Source organism: Acidovorax sp. BoFeN1, assembly GCF_003345135.1.
Lineage (GTDB): Bacteria > Pseudomonadota > Gammaproteobacteria > Burkholderiales > Burkholderiaceae_C > Acidovorax > Acidovorax defluvii.
Window position 1 is genome coordinate 13072 of sequence record NZ_QOZT01000050.1, and the last position, 15124, is coordinate 28195.

The following is a 15124-nucleotide window of genomic DNA, read 5'->3' on the forward strand; positions in this document are numbered from 1 at the left end:
AATAATGAGCTACACCAACGCTAACATCACCAAGCGCAAGTTCGACGTCGTCATCATTGGCGCCGGCGGCTCCGGCATGCGCGCCGCGCTTGAACTCTCCCGCGCAGGCCTGAACGTGGCCTCGCTGTCCAAGGTGTTTCCCACCCGCAGCCACACCGTGGCGGCACAAGGCGGCGTTTCGGCCTCGCTGGGCAACATGTCCGAGGACAACTGGCACTACCACTTCTACGACACCATCAAGGGCTCTGACTGGCTCGGCGACCAAGATGCGATCGAGTTCATGTGCCGCGAAGCACCCAAGGTGGTGTACGAGCTGGAACACTTCGGCATGCCGTTTGACCGCAATCCCGACGGCACAATTTACCAGCGCCCGTTTGGCGGCCACACCGCCAACTACGGCGAAAAGCCCGTGCAACGCGCCTGCGCCGCCGCGGACCGCACTGGCCACGCCATGCTGCACACGCTGTACCAGCAGAACGTCAAGGCCAAGACCAACTTCTTCGTCGAGTGGATGGCACTGGACCTGATCCGCGACGCCGACGGCGACGTGGTGGGCGTGACCGCGCTGGAGATGGAAACCGGCGACCTGTACATCCTGGAAGCCAAGACCGTGCTGCTGGCCACCGGCGGCGCCGGGCGCATCTTCGCCGCTTCCACCAACGCCTTCATCAACACCGGTGACGGCCTGGGCATGGCGGCCCGCGCCGGCATAGCGCTGCAAGACATGGAGTTCTGGCAGTTCCACCCCACCGGCGTGGCCGGCGCAGGCGTGCTGCTGACCGAAGGCTGCCGCGGCGAAGGCGCCATTTTGCTCAACAGCAATGGCGAACGCTTCATGGAGCGCTATGCGCCTACCCTGAAAGACCTGGCGCCGCGCGACTTCGTGTCGCGCTCGATGGACCAGGAAATCAAGGAAGGCCGTGGCTGTGGTCCGAACAAGGACTACGTCATGCTCAAGCTCAGCCACCTGGGCGCAGACACCATCCACAAGCGCCTGCCATCGGTGTATGAGATTGGCGTCAACTTCGCCAACGTGGACATCACCAAGGAAGACATTCCCGTGGTGCCCACCATCCACTACCAGATGGGTGGCGTGCCCACCAACATCAATGGCCAGGTGATCACCCAGGCCAACGGCATCAACAACGCTGTGGTGAATGGCCTGTATGCCGTGGGCGAATGCGCCTGCGTGAGCGTGCACGGTGCCAACCGCCTGGGTACCAACTCGCTGCTGGACCTGCTGGTGTTTGGCAAGGCCGCCGGCCGCCATATCGTCGAGTTCAACAACAAGAACAAGGAGCACAAGCCCCTGCCCAAGGATGCGGCCGACCGCACCCTGGAGCGCCTGAACCAGCTCGACAAGTCCAGCGACGGCATCTACGCACAAAACCTGGCCGGCGACATCCGCGCCACGATGCAGCAGCATGCCGGCGTGTTCCGCACCCAGGCCAGCATGGACGAAGGCGTCAAGAAGATCGCCGAGCTGCGCAACCGTGTGGCTGGCGTCTCGCTCAAGGACAAGTCCAAGGTGTTCAACACCGCGCGCATCGAGGCGCTCGAAGTGGACAACCTGATCGAAGTGGCCCAGGCCACCATGGTCTCGGCCGCCGCCCGCAAGGAGTGCCGTGGTGCGCACACCGTGTACGACTATGAGCACCCCGCCGACCACGCCGAGTTCCCGCTGGGCCGCAACGACAAGGAGTGGATGAAACACACCCTGTGGTACAGCGAAGGCAGCCGCCTGGACTACAAGCCGGTCAACCTCAAGCCTTTGACGGTGGACAGCGTTCCTCCGAAGGTCCGTACGTTCTAAATCGTCACGAGAGAAGAAACATGCAAAAACGCACATTCCAAATCTACCGCTACGATCCGGACAAGGATGCCAAGCCCTACATGCAGACCATCGAGATCGAGCTCGATGGCCAGGAGCGCATGTTGCTGGACGCACTGATCAAGCTCAAGGAACAGGATCCCACGCTATCGTTCCGCCGCTCCTGCCGCGAAGGCGTGTGCGGGTCGGACGCCATGAACATCAATGGCAAGAACGGCCTGGCGTGCCTGACCAACATGAACACGCTCAAGGGCACCATCGTGCTCAAGCCGCTGCCGGGCCTGCCCGTGATCCGCGACCTGATCGTGGACATGACGCAGTTCTTCAAGCAATACAACTCGATCAAGCCCTACCTGATCAACGAAGAACTGGCGCCCGACCGTGAGCGCCTGCAGTCGCCCGAAGAGCGCGAAGAGCTCAACGGCCTGTACGAGTGCATCCTGTGCGCCAGCTGCTCCACGTCCTGCCCCAGCTTCTGGTGGAACCCCGACAAGTTCGTGGGCCCGGCGGGTCTGCTTCAGGCCTACCGCTTCATCGCCGACAGCCGTGACGATGCAACAGGCGCGCGCCTCGACAACCTCGAAGACCCCTACCGCCTGTTCCGCTGCCACACCATCATGAACTGCGTGGACGTGTGCCCCAAGGGCCTGAACCCCACGAAGGCCATTGGCAAGATCAAGGAACTGATGGTGCGTCGCGCCATCTGAAGCGAGTTCAAGCCATGGGTGAAACTTCCACCATCGCCAGCAATGCGGCCTCGCCGCTGCTGGACGAGCGCGCACTGAGCAAGCTGCACTGGCGCTGCAGAAGAGGACTGCTGGAGAACGATCTGTTCATCGAGCAGTTTTTCACCCGCTTTGAGCCCGAGCTCACACAACGCCACGCCGACGGCCTGATGGCCCTGATGGACCTGGCGGACAACGACCTGCTGGACCTGTTGCTGCGTCGCCGCGAGCCGCAGGCCCCGCTGGACACACCAGAAGTGCACGAAGTGCTCGGCATGCTGCGCCAAGGTGGCAGCACAGCCGTGCACTAGTGCCGTAGTGCCTTGGCACTGAATCGATACCCCCCGACCGGATCATCGGAAACCCAAAGGAAAGTAACAATGAAGCTAGCTGACAACAAAGCCACCCTGTCGTTCAGTAACGGCAGCCCCAGCGTGGAAATGCCGGTCTACCAGGGCAGCATTGGCCCTGACGTTATCGACATCCGCAAGCTGTATGCGCAGACCGGCATGTTCACCTACGATCCGGGTTTCCTGTCCACGGCGTCGTGCCAGTCCGCCATCACCTACATTGATGGCGACAAGGGCGAGCTGCTGTACCGCGGCTACCCCATCGAGCAATTGGCCGTGAACTGCGACTTCCTCGAAACCTGCCATCTGCTGCTCTACGGAAACCTGCCCAACGAAACGCAGAAGAAAGACTTCACCAGCCGCGTGACCAACCACACCATGGTCAACGAGCAGATGCAGTTCTTCCTGCGTGGCTTCCGCCGCGATGCCCACCCCATGGCTGTGCTCACGGGCCTGGTGGGCGCGCTGTCGGCCTTCTACCACGACAGCACCGACATCAACAATCCGCAGCACCGCGAAGTCGCCGCGATCCGCCTGATTGCCAAAATGCCTACGCTGGTCGCCATGGCCTACAAGTACGGCAAGGGCGAGCCTTACATGTACCCGCGCAATGACCTGAGCTACGCAGGCAACTTCCTGCGCATGATGTTCGGTACGCCGTGCGAAGACTACGTGGTCAACCCGGTGCTCGAGCGCGCCCTGGATCGCATCTTCATCCTGCATGCTGACCACGAGCAAAACGCCTCCACTTCCACGGTTCGCCTGTGCGGCTCGTCGGGCACCAACCCGTTTGCTGCCATTGCAGCCGGTGTGGCCTGCCTGTGGGGCCCAGCACACGGTGGCGCCAACGAAGCCTGCCTGAACATGCTGGAAGACATCCAGCGCCAGGGTGGCGTGTCGAAGGTGGGCGAGTTCATGGAGAAGGTCAAGGACAAGAACTCCGGCGTGAAGCTGATGGGTTTTGGCCACCGCGTCTACAAGAACTACGACCCGCGCGCCAAGCTCATGCAGGAAACCTGCAACGAAGTGCTCAAAGAGCTGGGCCTGGAAAACGACCCGCTGTTCAAGCTGGCCAAGGAACTGGAAAAAATCGCCCTGGAAGACGACTACTTCGTGTCGCGCAAGCTGTACCCGAACGTGGACTTCTACTCCGGCATCGTCCAGCGCGCCATGGGCATTCCAGTGAACCTGTTCACCGGCATCTTCGCACTGGCCCGCACCGTTGGCTGGATCGCTCAGCTCAACGAAATGATCAGCGACCCCGAGTACAAGATCGGCCGCCCACGCCAGCTGTTCACCGGCTCCGAGCGCCGTGATGTGCAACCCATCGCCCAGCGCTGACACTTGACGGGCCCTGCCCGCCGACCCACGAAAGCCCGCCGCACCCCGGCGGGCTTTTTTTGTGGTGCGCCGGTTCGGCTTCGCGCCCTTGTATAGTGATCACCCCTGTCACCGTCCAACGAGTCCTCCCATGAAAACAAAAGCCGCCGTCGCCTGGCAAGCAGGCCAGCCCCTGACCATTGAAACCGTGGACCTGGAAGGCCCTCGGTTCGGTGAAGTGCTGGTCGAGATCAAGGCCACTGGCATCTGCCACACCGACTACTACACGCTCTCGGGTGCCGACCCCGAAGGCATCTTCCCGGCCATCCTGGGCCATGAAGGCGCGGGCATCGTGGTGGACGTGGGGCCTGGTGTGACGACGCTCAAGAAGGGCGACCATGTCATTCCGCTCTACACCCCCGAATGCCGCCAGTGCAAGTTCTGCCTCTCGCGCAAGACCAACTTGTGCCAGCTGATCCGCGGCACGCAGGGCAAGGGTCTGATGCCCGACGCCACCAGCCGCTTCAGCCTGGATGGCAAGCCCATTTTTCATTACATGGGCACCAGCACGTTCAGCAACTACACCGTGGCGCCCGAGATCTCGCTGGCCAAGATCCGCGAGGATGCACCTTTTGACAAGGTCTGCTACATCGGCTGCGGCGTCACCACCGGCATTGGCGCGGTGATCTTCACCGCCAAGGTCGAAGCGGGCGCCAACGTGGTGGTGTTCGGCCTGGGTGGTATCGGCCTGAACGTGATCCAGGGCGCCAAGATGGTGGGCGCCGACAAGATCATTGGCGTGGACATCAACCCGGAGCGCCAGGAGATGGCGCGCAAGTTCGGCATGACGCACTTCATCAACCCGAAAGAGGTGGAGAACGTGGTGGATTCCATTGTTCAGCTCACCGACGGCGGCGCCGACTACAGCTTTGAATGCATCGGCAACACCACCGTGATGCGCCAGGCGCTCGAATGCACGCACAAGGGCTGGGGCCGCAGCATCATCATCGGCGTGGCCGAGGCCGGTGCCGAGATCAGCACCCGCCCGTTCCAGCTGGTCACCGGCCGCAAGTGGGAAGGCTCGGCCTTCGGTGGCGCGCGCGGTCGCACCGATGTGCCAAAAATCGTGGACTGGTACATGGAGGGCAAGATCAACATCGACGACCTGATCACCCACACCATGCCGCTGGAAGACATCAACAAGGGCTTTGATTTGATGAAGCGCGGCGAGTCGATCCGCGGCGTGGTTATTTATTGATGAAATTGGCCTCTAGCGCTTTATCCATAAGCGCTAGCAGCTATCAAATTTGACATTCATGACATTCACCGCCCTTGAACTGACCAGCGAACACGCCTGCTTTGGCGGCGTGCAACGCTTTTACAAGCACAGCTCGTCCGAAATCGGCCTGCCCATGCGCTTTGGCCTGTATTTGCCGCCCCAGGCTCTGGCCGGGCAGCAGGTGCCGTTGCTGACCTTCCTGGCCGGCCTGACGTGCACGGAGGAAACCTTTGCCATCAAGGCCGGTGCGCAGCGCCTGGCGGCACAGCTGGGGCTGGCCATCCTCACCCCCGACACCAGCCCGCGCGGCGCGGGCATTCTGGGTGAAAGCAACCATTGGGAGTTCGGGGTGGGCGCCGGCTTCTATCTGGACGCCACCGAGTCGCCCTGGGCCGGCCACTGGTGCATGGAAACCTACCTCATCCACGAGTTGCTGCCCGACGTGACGGCACAATTTGCGCTCGACGCCCAGCGCCTGGGCCTGTTCGGGCATTCGATGGGCGGCCACGGTGCGCTCACGCTCGCCTTGCGGCACCCTGGCGTTTTCCGCAGCGTCTCGGCCTTTGCGCCGATTTGCGCGCCCACCCAGTGCCCCTGGGGGCACAACGCTTTCACCGGGTATCTGGGGCAGGATGAAAGCACCTGGGGCGCACATGACGCGAGTGTGCTGATGGGCCAGCAAACCAGCGCGCCCTATCCCCAGGGCATCCTGATCGACCAGGGCCTGGCCGACAAGTTTCTCGCCACGCAGCTGCACCCTCACCTGTTCGAGAGCGCCTGCACCCAGGTCGGGCAGCCGCTCACACTGCGCCGCCATGCCGACTACGACCATGGCTACTATTTCATCCAGACCTTCCTGGCCGACCATCTGCAGCACCACGCCAGCGCGCTGGCCTGAGAATGCCAACAGGTTCTGAACATTAATGTTCACTTAAGCAGCGCTGCAAACAATGGGCCATGCCATTGTTATTGCAGCGCATGCAGCGTTTCGCGCTCGGCCACCGCGCCGTAGCCCATTCTCCTCAAGCATCCCGTGCCATCCACCCCGCGTGGGTGGTTGTACTGGCCAGCGCCTGGCTGGCGACTGCGTGCAATGTGCCGCTGTGGCGCGAAGTGGCAGCGCTGCCGGGACAGGGCACGCTGCGCGGCTGGGGCTTTGCGCTGGCGTTTGCGGTGATTGTGGCGGCAGGCAATGCCGCCCTGCTGAGTTTGCTGGCCTGGCGCTGGACGCTCAAGCCCGCCATCACCGTGATGTTGCTCATGGCCGCTTTCGGCGCCTATTTCATGCTTGCCTATGGCATCGCCATCGACGCAAGCATGCTGGTCAACGTGATGCAGACCGATGTGAAAGAGGCCGGTGACCTGCTCAACTGGCGCATGCTGGCCACCGTGCTGGCGCTCACGGCCCCGCCGATGCTGTGGCTGTACCGCCGCCCGGTACGCCGCATGCATGCCTTTCGCCACATGGCCCACAACGGCATGCTGCTGGTGGGCGCCATCGTGGTCATCGTGGTCTGCCTGCTGCTGGTGTTCCAGGATTTCGCATCCACCATGCGCAACCACACCCGGCTGCGCTACCTGATCAACCCGCTCAACAGCGTGTACGCGCTGGGCAATATCGCCACCAAGCCGCTGCGGCTGGACACCAACACCCTCATGCCCCTGGGCCGCGACGCCCAGCTGGGCGCCAGCTATGCGGGCCAGCAAAAGCCACCCCTCTTGGTGCTGGTGCTGGGTGAAACCGGACGCAGCGTGAACTTCGGGCTCAACGGCTATGAGCGGCCCACCACACCCCTGCTGTCGGCCCGCACCGACCTGGCCACGGCGCGCAACGCATGGTCGTGCGGCACCAGCACGGCCGCATCGGTGCCCTGCATGTTTTCGCATCTGGGGCGTGACGGTTTCGAGGGGCGCAAGGCCAACTACGAGAGCCTGATCGACGTGCTGCACCATGCGGGCCTGGCCGTGCTGTGGTTGGACAACCAGGCCGGATGCAAGGGCGTGTGCGAGCGCGTCAGCGAAGTGCGCACCACCGCATTGAAAGACCCGGCCCTGTGCCCCGACGGCGAATGCCTCGACCCCATCATGCTCAAGGACCTGGACCAGCGTCTGGCCGAACTGCCTGCCGAGCAACGCAGCCGCGGCACGGTGGTGGTGATGCACCAGATGGGCAGCCACGGCCCCGCCTACTACAAGCGCTCGGCGCAGGCCCTGAAGAAGTTCCAGCCCGAATGCACCTCCACCGCCCTGCAGGAGTGCACGCAAGAGCAGGTGGTGAACGCCTACGACAACAGCATCGTGCAGACCGACCAGTTTCTCGATTCGGTACTCAATTGGCTTTCAACCCAATCACATCAAGCGCAAACAGCTATGATTTACGTAGCAGATCATGGGGAGTCGCTGGGCGAGAACAACATCTACCTGCATGGCCTGCCCTATTCCATCGCGCCCGATGTGCAAAAGCATGTGCCCTGGATCACCTGGCTGTCACCCGCGATGCAGGCGCGCACCCATGTGACCACCGGCTGCCTGCAGCAGGATGTGGCTCAACGGCGCGTTACGCACGACAACTACTTTCATTCGGTTTTGGGTCTGATGGATGTGCAGACCGGGGCTTACAGCCCGGCGCTGGACATGTTTGCCGGGTGCAGGCAGCAGCCAAACGGTCCGTTGGCCGGGTGACACGGCAAAGGCCAGGCCCAATTGATCGCTCTGATTGAGCGCATGCCGGCCTCAAGAAACTCTCCGAAGCCGCTGCCAACTTTTGCGCTCCTTCGCCCGTTCGTCCACCGTCGCCCCGCTTACCGCACCCCCAGCCATCCTTTCGCCTCACCGACCAGATGTCCCCGAAACACCTCTGCAATCGGTGACAGCTGCTTGCCCTTGGGCCAGACCAGGTGCCAGTGCGACTGGATGGGAAAGCCCTGCACGTCAAGAACTGCCAGCCCGTCGTGGTGGGCGCCCAGCGCGTGGCGCGAGAGGATGGACACGCCCAGCTGCCCCTCGACCGATTCTTTGATGGCCTCGTTGCTGCCCAGCTCCAGCACGGCGGTGGGAACAAAGCCCAGTTGGCGCAGATGGGCGTCGGTCGCCATGCGGGTGCCAGAGCCCTTTTCTCGCAGGAGGAGGCGCTCGCCCTGCAGCTGCGCCATATTGACGCGCTTTTTGGCCGCCAGCCTGTGGCCGGCGGGGGCAATGACGACCAGCGGGTTGGGCATGAGGATCTGGTCTTCCAGCAGCAGGTCTTCTGGCGGCCTGGACATGACATAGAGGTCGTCCAGGTTGCTGCGCAGGCGGGTGATGACGTGGTCGCGGTTGAGCACTTCGAGAGATATGTCGATCTGCGGGTGCAGCTTGCAAAAGCTGCCCAGCAGGCGGGGCACAAAGTATTTGGCGGTGCTGACCACGGCAACCTTGAGGCGCCCGCTGGTGAGGCCTTTGGCGCCCGACACGCGCTGCTCGAACGCATCCCACTCGCCCGCAATGGCACGTGCAGTGCGGGCCAGTGCCTGGCCCGCCTCGGTGAGGTGCACGCGGCGCGATACCACTTCATACAGCGGCAGGCCCACGGCCTGGGTCACCTCGCGCAGCTGCATGGAGGCCGTGGGCTGCGTGACATGCATGACCCTGGCGGCGGCACTGACGCTGCCCGTCTCGGCCAGCGCTAGAAACAGGCGCAGTTGGCGAAAAGTGATGTTCATAGATTTTTATCTATAGATAACCGCATTCGAATCGATTTTACTTTGCAGTGTCGCGCAACTAGCATCCAACCCCACAAGGAGTTATCTGATGCAAAGCTTGCTGGACCCTGCGATCTTGTTTTTTGCCCTGGGGGTGTTTGCGGGCCTGGTCCGATCGAACCTGGAGATGCCTGCAGCAATCTCCAAGTTCTTGTCGATCTACCTGCTGATGGCGCTGGGGCTCAAGGGCGGTTTTGCGCTGGCGGCATCGGGGCTCACGCCCAGCGTGGCCAGCAGCCTGGGCCTTGCGGTGCTGCTGGCGGTGGTAGTGCCGCTGGTGGGCTACGTGCTGCTGCGGCGGGTGGTTTCGGGCTTTAACGCCGCGGCGGTGGCGGCCACGTACGGGTCGGTGAGTGCGGTGACGTTTGTGACGGCCACGCAGTACCTGGATTCGCAGCACATTGCCTACGGCGGCTACATGGCGGCCGCCATGGCATTGATGGAGTCGCCCGCGATTATTTTGGCGGTGATGCTGGCCAATGCGCTGCGCCAGCGTCAAGCAACGGCATCGACCGGCATGGTGCCCGCACACCGCGGGCAGCCGGTGATGGCGATGGCCTCTGCGGGCGCAGGTGCGCCGGGCGGTCACAGCATGGGCCATGGCAGTGCGGTCGCAGCGGCATCGCCAGCCCCAAACCTTTCGGTGGGCAAGATCCTTCACGAGTCGTTTACCGATGGCACGCAACTGCTGCTTCTGGGTGCGATGGTGATTGGCCTGGTGACGGGCGACGAGGGCAAGGCCGCAATGCAGCCTTTTTCAGGGGACCTGTTCAAAGGCATGTTGTGCCTGTTTTTGCTGGACATGGGGCTGAACACCGCGCGCAGCCTGCCTGCGGTGCGCCATCAGTCGCCCTGGCTGCTGGCGTATGCCGTCGTGGGACCACTGGTGCACGCCAGCCTGGCGCTGGTGCTGGCGTGGTGGCTGCAGGTGCCTGCGGGCGATGCAACGCTCTTGATGGTGCTGGCCGCCAGCGCCTCCTACATCGCCGTGCCTGCAGTGGTGCGCTATGCCATCCCCGAAGCGCAACCATCGCTGTATGTGAGCCTGTCACTGGGGGTGACGTTTCCATTGAACATCGTGCTGGGTATTCCGCTTTACACGCAGGTGGTGCAGTGGGCCTGGGTGGGTTGAGGCCGGCAATGCGCACCCTGCCCGGTCACTCTTTGCAGCCAATGCCTGCCTCTGCGCGTTGATTGCGCCTCTAGATCAATCGTGCCCAGGCGCGACGCCGCAGCCTAAAACAAACTCCCCTGCCCTTGCGCCAGCCCGGGTCTGAACTGGGTGAGGTCCAGCTCCACCCGCTCGCGGTTCAGCCCCAGCCGGCGGCAGGTGGTGGCAAACCGCTGGCGCAACAGATCGGCCCACAGGCCGGCCCCTTTCATGCGCGACACATAGCTGCTGTCGTAGGTCTTGCCTGCGGCGCGGGCCGCGGGGCCCAGCTGGTGCAGGTCCTGGATGCGCGCCATCACACGCGCGGCGCGGTCGGGGTAATGCAGCGCCAGCCACTCGCGAAACAGCGCATCCAGCTCCCAGGGCAGCCGGATGACTGTGTAGAAAGCGCTGCGCGCACCGGCATCGTGTGCGGCTGCCAGCACCTGCTCCATGTCTTCGGTGATGAAAGGGATCTGCGGCGCCACGCTCACACCCACGGGCACGCCCGCATCGGCCAGCGCACGGATGGTGCGCAGGCGCCGGTGCGGTGCGGCTGCGCGCGGCTCCATGCGGCGGGCCAGCGCGGCATCGAGCGTGGTGATGGTCACATACACCGCCGCCAGGCGCTGCGCCGCCAGTGGCGCCAGCAGGTCGAGGTCGCGCTCCACCCCGCTGCTTTTGGTGATGAGCGAAAACGGATGCCGAGCGTCACGCAGCACCTCGATCACGCCCCGCGTAAGACGCAACTCGCGCTCCACCGGCTGGTAGCAATCGGTGGCCGAGCCGACGTTCAGCGTGCGCGGCACATGGCCGGGGCGCGCCAGTTCGGCGCGCAACACCTCGCCGATGTTGTGCTTGGCAATGATCTGCGTCTCGAAATCGAGCCCCGGCGACAGGTTCAGATAGCTGTGCGTGGGGCGGGCATAGCAATAGACACAGCCATGCTCGCAACCGCGGTAGGGGTTCACCGAGTGCTCAAAGAAGATGTCGGGGGAATCGTTGGTGCACAGCGCGCTGCGGGCGGTTTCTAGGTGCACACGGGTGGGCTGCGGCGTGGCCTGCGCCTCGCCATCCCAAGGAAAATCCCAGCCATCGTCCACCACCGTGCGCGAGTCCTTTGCAAACCGGTGCGGCGTGGCCGTGGCGGCACCCCGGCCGCGAATGGCGTGGAGGGGAATGCGCGCTTCGGGCGGCGAGCCGCAGGGCGAATCAGCGGGATCAGCGGGATCAGCATCGCTTTTCATAACTGTATTAATATCAGTAGTGTCCGGCTTATTTGATGCTGAAGGGCGGCAACGCCAGTATTGAAGCGGGTTTCAGAGGATTCATGGGTGTCCACGATTTGAATTTCGTTTAGCTCATTTGCGATGCTCGCGGGTTTCAACAACCCGGAGTGGCGCATGAATGTGGGCAAGACGCTGTTCGCACAGGTAATGGAGTTCGTGCCTTGGAAGACCTTCTCGCGCATCATCGACCGCCACGATGGCGATGCAGGTGTTCGCACCCTGGGATGCGCAGACCTGTTTCGTGTCATGGCGTTCTCCCAGCTCACATGGCGCGAATCGCTGCGCGACATCGAAGCCTGCTTGGCGGCCAATCGCGGCAAGCTGTTTCACATGGGGTTGAAGGCGCCACCGGCGCGCTCGACGCTGGCCGATGCGCTGAACTCGCGGGATTGGCGCATCTACCATGCGCTGGCTCAGCGGCTGATCGTGCGGGCCAGAGGCATGTACGCGCAAGAGCCAACGGTGCTCGATCTCGATGCCGGTGTGTACGCCCTGGATGCCTCCACCATCGACCTGTGCCTGAGCTTGTTCGACTGGGCGCCGTTTCGTTCGACCAAGGCCGCTATCAAGCTGCACACGCTGCTGGACCTGCGTGGGGCTATCCCCGCGTTCATTCACATCAGCGACGGCAAGCTTCACGACGTGAACGTGCTCGACATCCTGCCTGTCGAGTCGGGCGCCTTTTACGTGATGGATCGGGGATACGTCGACTTTGCTCGCCTGTATGCCCTGCATCAGGCTGGCGCATTCTTCGTCACCCGAGCCAAAGCGGGCATGGACGCTCGGCGCGTGTACTCCGATCCCGTCAATCGCAGCACAGGCATCATCTGCGACCAGCGCGTAATGCTCAACGGCCATTACTCGGCCAAGAAGTACCCTGAGCACCTGCGGCGCATCCGATTCAAAGACCCCGAATCGGGCAAGACGCTGGTCTTTCTGAGCAACAACACGACGCTGCCAGCCTTGTCGATTGCCGCGCTCTACAAAAGTCGCTGGCAGGTCGAGCTGTTCTTCAAATGGATCAAGCAGCACCTGCGTATCAAGCGGTTCCTGGGTACTAGCGAGAACGCCGTCAAGACACAGATCTGGTGCGCCGTGTCCACCTACGTGCTCATTGCCATCGTCAAGAAGGAGCTTCATCTCGATGCTTCGCTCTACACATGTCTACAGATCTTGTCAGTGTCAGTTTTTGAGAAAACCCAGATTTCATGCGCCTTGCAGGCCGACCGATCCCAATCCATTGAGACACCCATCGCTAACCAGTTGAATTTGTTCAACTTTTAACCGGACACTACTGTATTAATATACAGTTTTTAAAGCATTTCCGCGAAAACCTCGCCCACCGCTTTGACCACGCGGCGCAGTGCGAGATTCACGATCCACTACAGTCCCGCCCTTTACAACTAGCTTTCGAGGTACACGCCATGGCGCGCAAACCCCAGATCACCCTGTCCTCCCTGGACCTGGACCGCATTGAAGCACTGCTGGCGGCGATTCCTGCCAGCGTCTTTCCGGGCAAGGCCGACCTGCAGGCAGAGCTGGACCGCGCCGACGTGGTGGCGCCCGAGGAGATTCCGCCCAATGTGGTGACCATGAATTCCACCGTGCAGTTCACGATCGAGGAGACCGGCAAGGAGTTTTGCCTGACGCTGGTGTACCCGCGCGACATGGATGGCAGCGCCGACCGTATCTCGATTTTTGCGCCCGTGGGCAGCGCCTTGCTGGGCCTGGCGGTGGGCGATGAACTGGCATGGCCTGGCCCGGGCGGCAAGTCGATGACGGTGCGGGTGAAAAGCATCGTCTACCAACCCGAAAGCGCGGGCGAGCTGCACCGCTGACCAGCGCGAGCAACCGCACTTGTGGGAGGCCTTGCCAGCAGCCAGCTTGCTGGCGGCCTCGTCAGCGGTGCCCGCCGTCGCTCGCACCGCCTGTCAGCCGGGCAGCACCGCACCCCAAAGAAGAATCGGCATGAGCGCGCGGACGATCAAGCCCACAGGCTGCTCGTCACCGCCACCAGCATGCCGGTGCCCACCAGCCCGGCCTGCCAGCGCAGCGCCGAGGTCCAGGTCGGAACATGGCGTTCCACACGCGCATACAGCTGCTGCCCTGCCACCAGCGACAGGGCAAATGCGGCCAGCATGCCCAGCGCATTCCATTCGGGCGCTTGCGGCCAGATATGGCTGACCACCGCATTGACCAAAAGGCACACCGGAAAGTGCACCAGAAACACCGAATACGACATCTGACCGAGCCGCACCAGGGGAGCGAACCCCTGCCACTGCCGCCAGCGCGGTGACCGCAGCGCCCAGGCCAGGGCCAGGGCCGTCACCAGCGCCACGGCAATGCGTGCCCGGAAATCCAGCGCCAGGGCAGCGGTGCCCAGCACGGCGATGGCGGCCATCCACCCGCCGGCACGCGGGGCCTGCACGGCCCAGCAGGCCATCATGCCGAGCCCATAGGCGCCAAAGAAATACAGGGCCCACATGTCCAGCTGCGGCTCGCGGTTGAACACCAGCAAGGACATGGCCGTGCCCACCACCACCAGCGCACGCCCCAGCCAGGCAGCGTGGCGCACGCGCCCCTCGCCACACATGGCCCGCACCAGCGCGAGCAGCAGCACAGAGCCGGCAAAAAGCTGGAAGTCGATGGCGACATACCACACCCCCGCCGACAAGGCCTCTTCGCCCACGATGTCCTGAAGCAGCAGCGCATTGGCCACCAGCTGGCCCAGGCCAGGTGCACCGGGCACCGAGGGGTGATCCATCCAGTTGCCCACCAGCGCGGCCACCAGCACCGCCAGCAGCAGGGCCACGGAATAAGGCCCCACCAGCCGCACAAAGCGCCGTGTGATCTGCTGGCCGGCGCTGTCAAATCGGGCCAGGCCCTGCGGTGCCAGACTGGCCGCCGCCAGATAACCGCCCAGCACCAGAAACACCTGCACGGCCATGCGCCCGTAGTCGTAAAGCCAGGCCATCAAATCCGGCGCCAGCGGCTGCGCGATGTCCGACATGGGGCCGTAAAAAGCCAGGTGGTGCCACACGATGGTGGCGCAGGCAACGCCCTTGATCATGTCGATCAGCGGGGTGCGGGAGTGGGGAGAAGTCATGCGAACCAATGAAACGATGGCGTGATGCCGACCCGCAGGCGGGGCCATCCAACTTTTGGTGTCTGGGGGCTGGACAACAAAACGGGTGTGTTCTGCGGCACGAGAGGCCCTCGCGCTGCGCAGGGGCACCTGATTCAGCACGCTTGCGAAGCTATTAATTCAATAGCTATCAACGCAATGCTGTCAAGCGCTAGAGCCCCAAAATATCGCGGATTCAAGTACGAAGTGCGCGAGTCTCAAGTCTAAGCGGAGTGATCTCCAGCCCATAGAACACCTCATGCGGAGTACGCCAGCCCAGGCACTTGCGTGGCCGGTGGTTCAGTGCATACACCGC

Annotated in this window: 13 protein-coding genes; 10 read left to right on the top strand and 3 right to left on the bottom strand. The window is 63.1% G+C overall.

Features of this window, described 5'->3' with window-relative positions; all coding sequences use genetic code 11:
* The first annotated feature begins 4 nt into the window (after nt 1-4).
* From sdhA to DTW89_RS12105, 7 genes are all read left to right on the top strand, one after another.
* Nucleotides 5-1813 (top strand): succinate dehydrogenase flavoprotein subunit, encoded by a 1809-nt coding sequence (sdhA, locus tag DTW89_RS12075; RefSeq protein ID WP_114656129.1) that lies wholly within the window; start codon nt 5-7, stop codon nt 1811-1813.
* A 20-nt stretch (nt 1814-1833) separates the two neighbouring features.
* Complete coding sequence (locus tag DTW89_RS12080) at nt 1834-2538, top strand: succinate dehydrogenase iron-sulfur subunit (RefSeq protein ID WP_114656130.1); 705 nt, start codon at nt 1834-1836, stop codon at nt 2536-2538.
* 14 nt (nt 2539-2552) lie between these two features.
* Nucleotides 2553-2867 (top strand): FAD assembly factor SdhE, encoded by a 315-nt coding sequence (locus DTW89_RS12085; protein WP_114656131.1) that lies wholly within the window; start codon nt 2553-2555, stop codon nt 2865-2867.
* A 69-nt stretch (nt 2868-2936) separates the two neighbouring features.
* Nucleotides 2937-4247: a citrate synthase gene (locus tag DTW89_RS12090; protein WP_114656132.1), complete on the top strand. Its 1311-nt coding sequence runs from the start codon at nt 2937-2939 to the stop codon at nt 4245-4247.
* A 130-nt stretch (nt 4248-4377) separates the two neighbouring features.
* Nucleotides 4378-5484, top strand: a complete 1107-nt coding sequence (locus DTW89_RS12095; RefSeq protein WP_114656133.1) for an S-(hydroxymethyl)glutathione dehydrogenase/class III alcohol dehydrogenase — start codon at nt 4378-4380, stop codon at nt 5482-5484.
* Between the two features lie 58 nt (nt 5485-5542).
* Nucleotides 5543-6403 carry an S-formylglutathione hydrolase gene (fghA, locus tag DTW89_RS12100; RefSeq protein ID WP_114656134.1) on the top strand — a complete coding sequence of 287 codons (861 nt, stop codon included), beginning with the start codon at nt 5543-5545 and terminating at the stop codon, nt 6401-6403.
* A gap of 59 nt (nt 6404-6462) precedes the next feature.
* The gene (locus DTW89_RS12105) at nt 6463-8187 is read left to right on the top strand and encodes a phosphoethanolamine transferase (RefSeq protein ID WP_114656135.1); all 1725 of its coding nucleotides are present in this window, start codon (nt 6463-6465) and stop codon (nt 8185-8187) included.
* Nucleotides 8188-8306: 119 nt separating this feature from the next.
* On the opposite strand, the gene DTW89_RS12110 is transcribed toward DTW89_RS12105, so the two are convergent.
* Entirely contained in the window at nt 8307-9206 is a 900-nt protein-coding gene (locus tag DTW89_RS12110; protein WP_114656136.1) for a LysR family transcriptional regulator, read from the bottom strand.
* Nucleotides 9207-9294: 88 nt separating this feature from the next.
* On the opposite strand from DTW89_RS12110, the gene DTW89_RS12115 reads away from it, so the two are divergent.
* Complete coding sequence (locus tag DTW89_RS12115) at nt 9295-10377, top strand: sodium-dependent bicarbonate transport family permease (protein ID WP_114656137.1); 1083 nt, start codon at nt 9295-9297, stop codon at nt 10375-10377.
* Between the two features lie 104 nt (nt 10378-10481).
* On the opposite strand, the gene DTW89_RS12120 is transcribed toward DTW89_RS12115, so the two are convergent.
* A complete protein-coding gene (locus DTW89_RS12120) occupies nt 10482-11642 on the bottom strand; it encodes a PA0069 family radical SAM protein (RefSeq protein ID WP_114656138.1) in 1161 nt (386 codons plus the stop codon).
* Between the two features lie 156 nt (nt 11643-11798).
* Here DTW89_RS12120 and DTW89_RS12125 point away from each other — a divergent pair, with 156 nt between their 5' ends.
* Complete coding sequence (locus tag DTW89_RS12125; RefSeq protein WP_114656140.1) at nt 11799-12968, top strand: IS4 family transposase; 1170 nt, start codon at nt 11799-11801, stop codon at nt 12966-12968.
* Between the two features lie 140 nt (nt 12969-13108).
* Nucleotides 13109-13522 carry a nucleoside diphosphate kinase regulator gene (gene rnk / locus DTW89_RS12130; RefSeq protein WP_111868901.1) on the top strand — a complete coding sequence of 138 codons (414 nt, stop codon included), beginning with the start codon at nt 13109-13111 and terminating at the stop codon, nt 13520-13522.
* Between the two features lie 146 nt (nt 13523-13668).
* On the opposite strand, the gene DTW89_RS12135 is transcribed toward rnk, so the two are convergent.
* A complete protein-coding gene (locus DTW89_RS12135; RefSeq protein ID WP_114656139.1) occupies nt 13669-14790 on the bottom strand; it encodes an acyltransferase family protein in 1122 nt (373 codons plus the stop codon).
* Between the last annotated feature and the right edge of the window lie 334 nt (nt 14791-15124).

What these genes read in the sequence shown, in the direction of transcription:
- sdhA (WP_114656129.1), top strand. Translation starts at nt 5, where the DNA reads ATGAGCTACACCAACGCTAACATCACCAAGCGCAAGTTCGACGTCGTC.
- DTW89_RS12080 (WP_114656130.1), top strand. Translation starts at nt 1,834, where the DNA reads ATGCAAAAACGCACATTCCAAATCTACCGCTACGATCCGGACAAGGAT.
- DTW89_RS12085 (WP_114656131.1), top strand. Translation starts at nt 2,553, where the DNA reads ATGGGTGAAACTTCCACCATCGCCAGCAATGCGGCCTCGCCGCTGCTG.
- DTW89_RS12090 (WP_114656132.1), top strand. Translation starts at nt 2,937, where the DNA reads ATGAAGCTAGCTGACAACAAAGCCACCCTGTCGTTCAGTAACGGCAGC.
- DTW89_RS12095 (WP_114656133.1), top strand. Translation starts at nt 4,378, where the DNA reads ATGAAAACAAAAGCCGCCGTCGCCTGGCAAGCAGGCCAGCCCCTGACC.
- fghA (WP_114656134.1), top strand. Translation starts at nt 5,543, where the DNA reads ATGACATTCACCGCCCTTGAACTGACCAGCGAACACGCCTGCTTTGGC.
- DTW89_RS12105 (WP_114656135.1), top strand. Translation starts at nt 6,463, where the DNA reads ATGCCATTGTTATTGCAGCGCATGCAGCGTTTCGCGCTCGGCCACCGC.
- DTW89_RS12110 (WP_114656136.1), bottom strand. Translation starts at nt 9,206, where the DNA reads ATGAACATCACTTTTCGCCAACTGCGCCTGTTTCTAGCGCTGGCCGAG.
- DTW89_RS12115 (WP_114656137.1), top strand. Translation starts at nt 9,295, where the DNA reads ATGCAAAGCTTGCTGGACCCTGCGATCTTGTTTTTTGCCCTGGGGGTG.
- DTW89_RS12120 (WP_114656138.1), bottom strand. Translation starts at nt 11,642, where the DNA reads ATGAAAAGCGATGCTGATCCCGCTGATCCCGCTGATTCGCCCTGCGGC.
- DTW89_RS12125 (WP_114656140.1), top strand. Translation starts at nt 11,799, where the DNA reads ATGAATGTGGGCAAGACGCTGTTCGCACAGGTAATGGAGTTCGTGCCT.
- rnk (WP_111868901.1), top strand. Translation starts at nt 13,109, where the DNA reads ATGGCGCGCAAACCCCAGATCACCCTGTCCTCCCTGGACCTGGACCGC.
- DTW89_RS12135 (WP_114656139.1), bottom strand. Translation starts at nt 14,790, where the DNA reads ATGACTTCTCCCCACTCCCGCACCCCGCTGATCGACATGATCAAGGGC.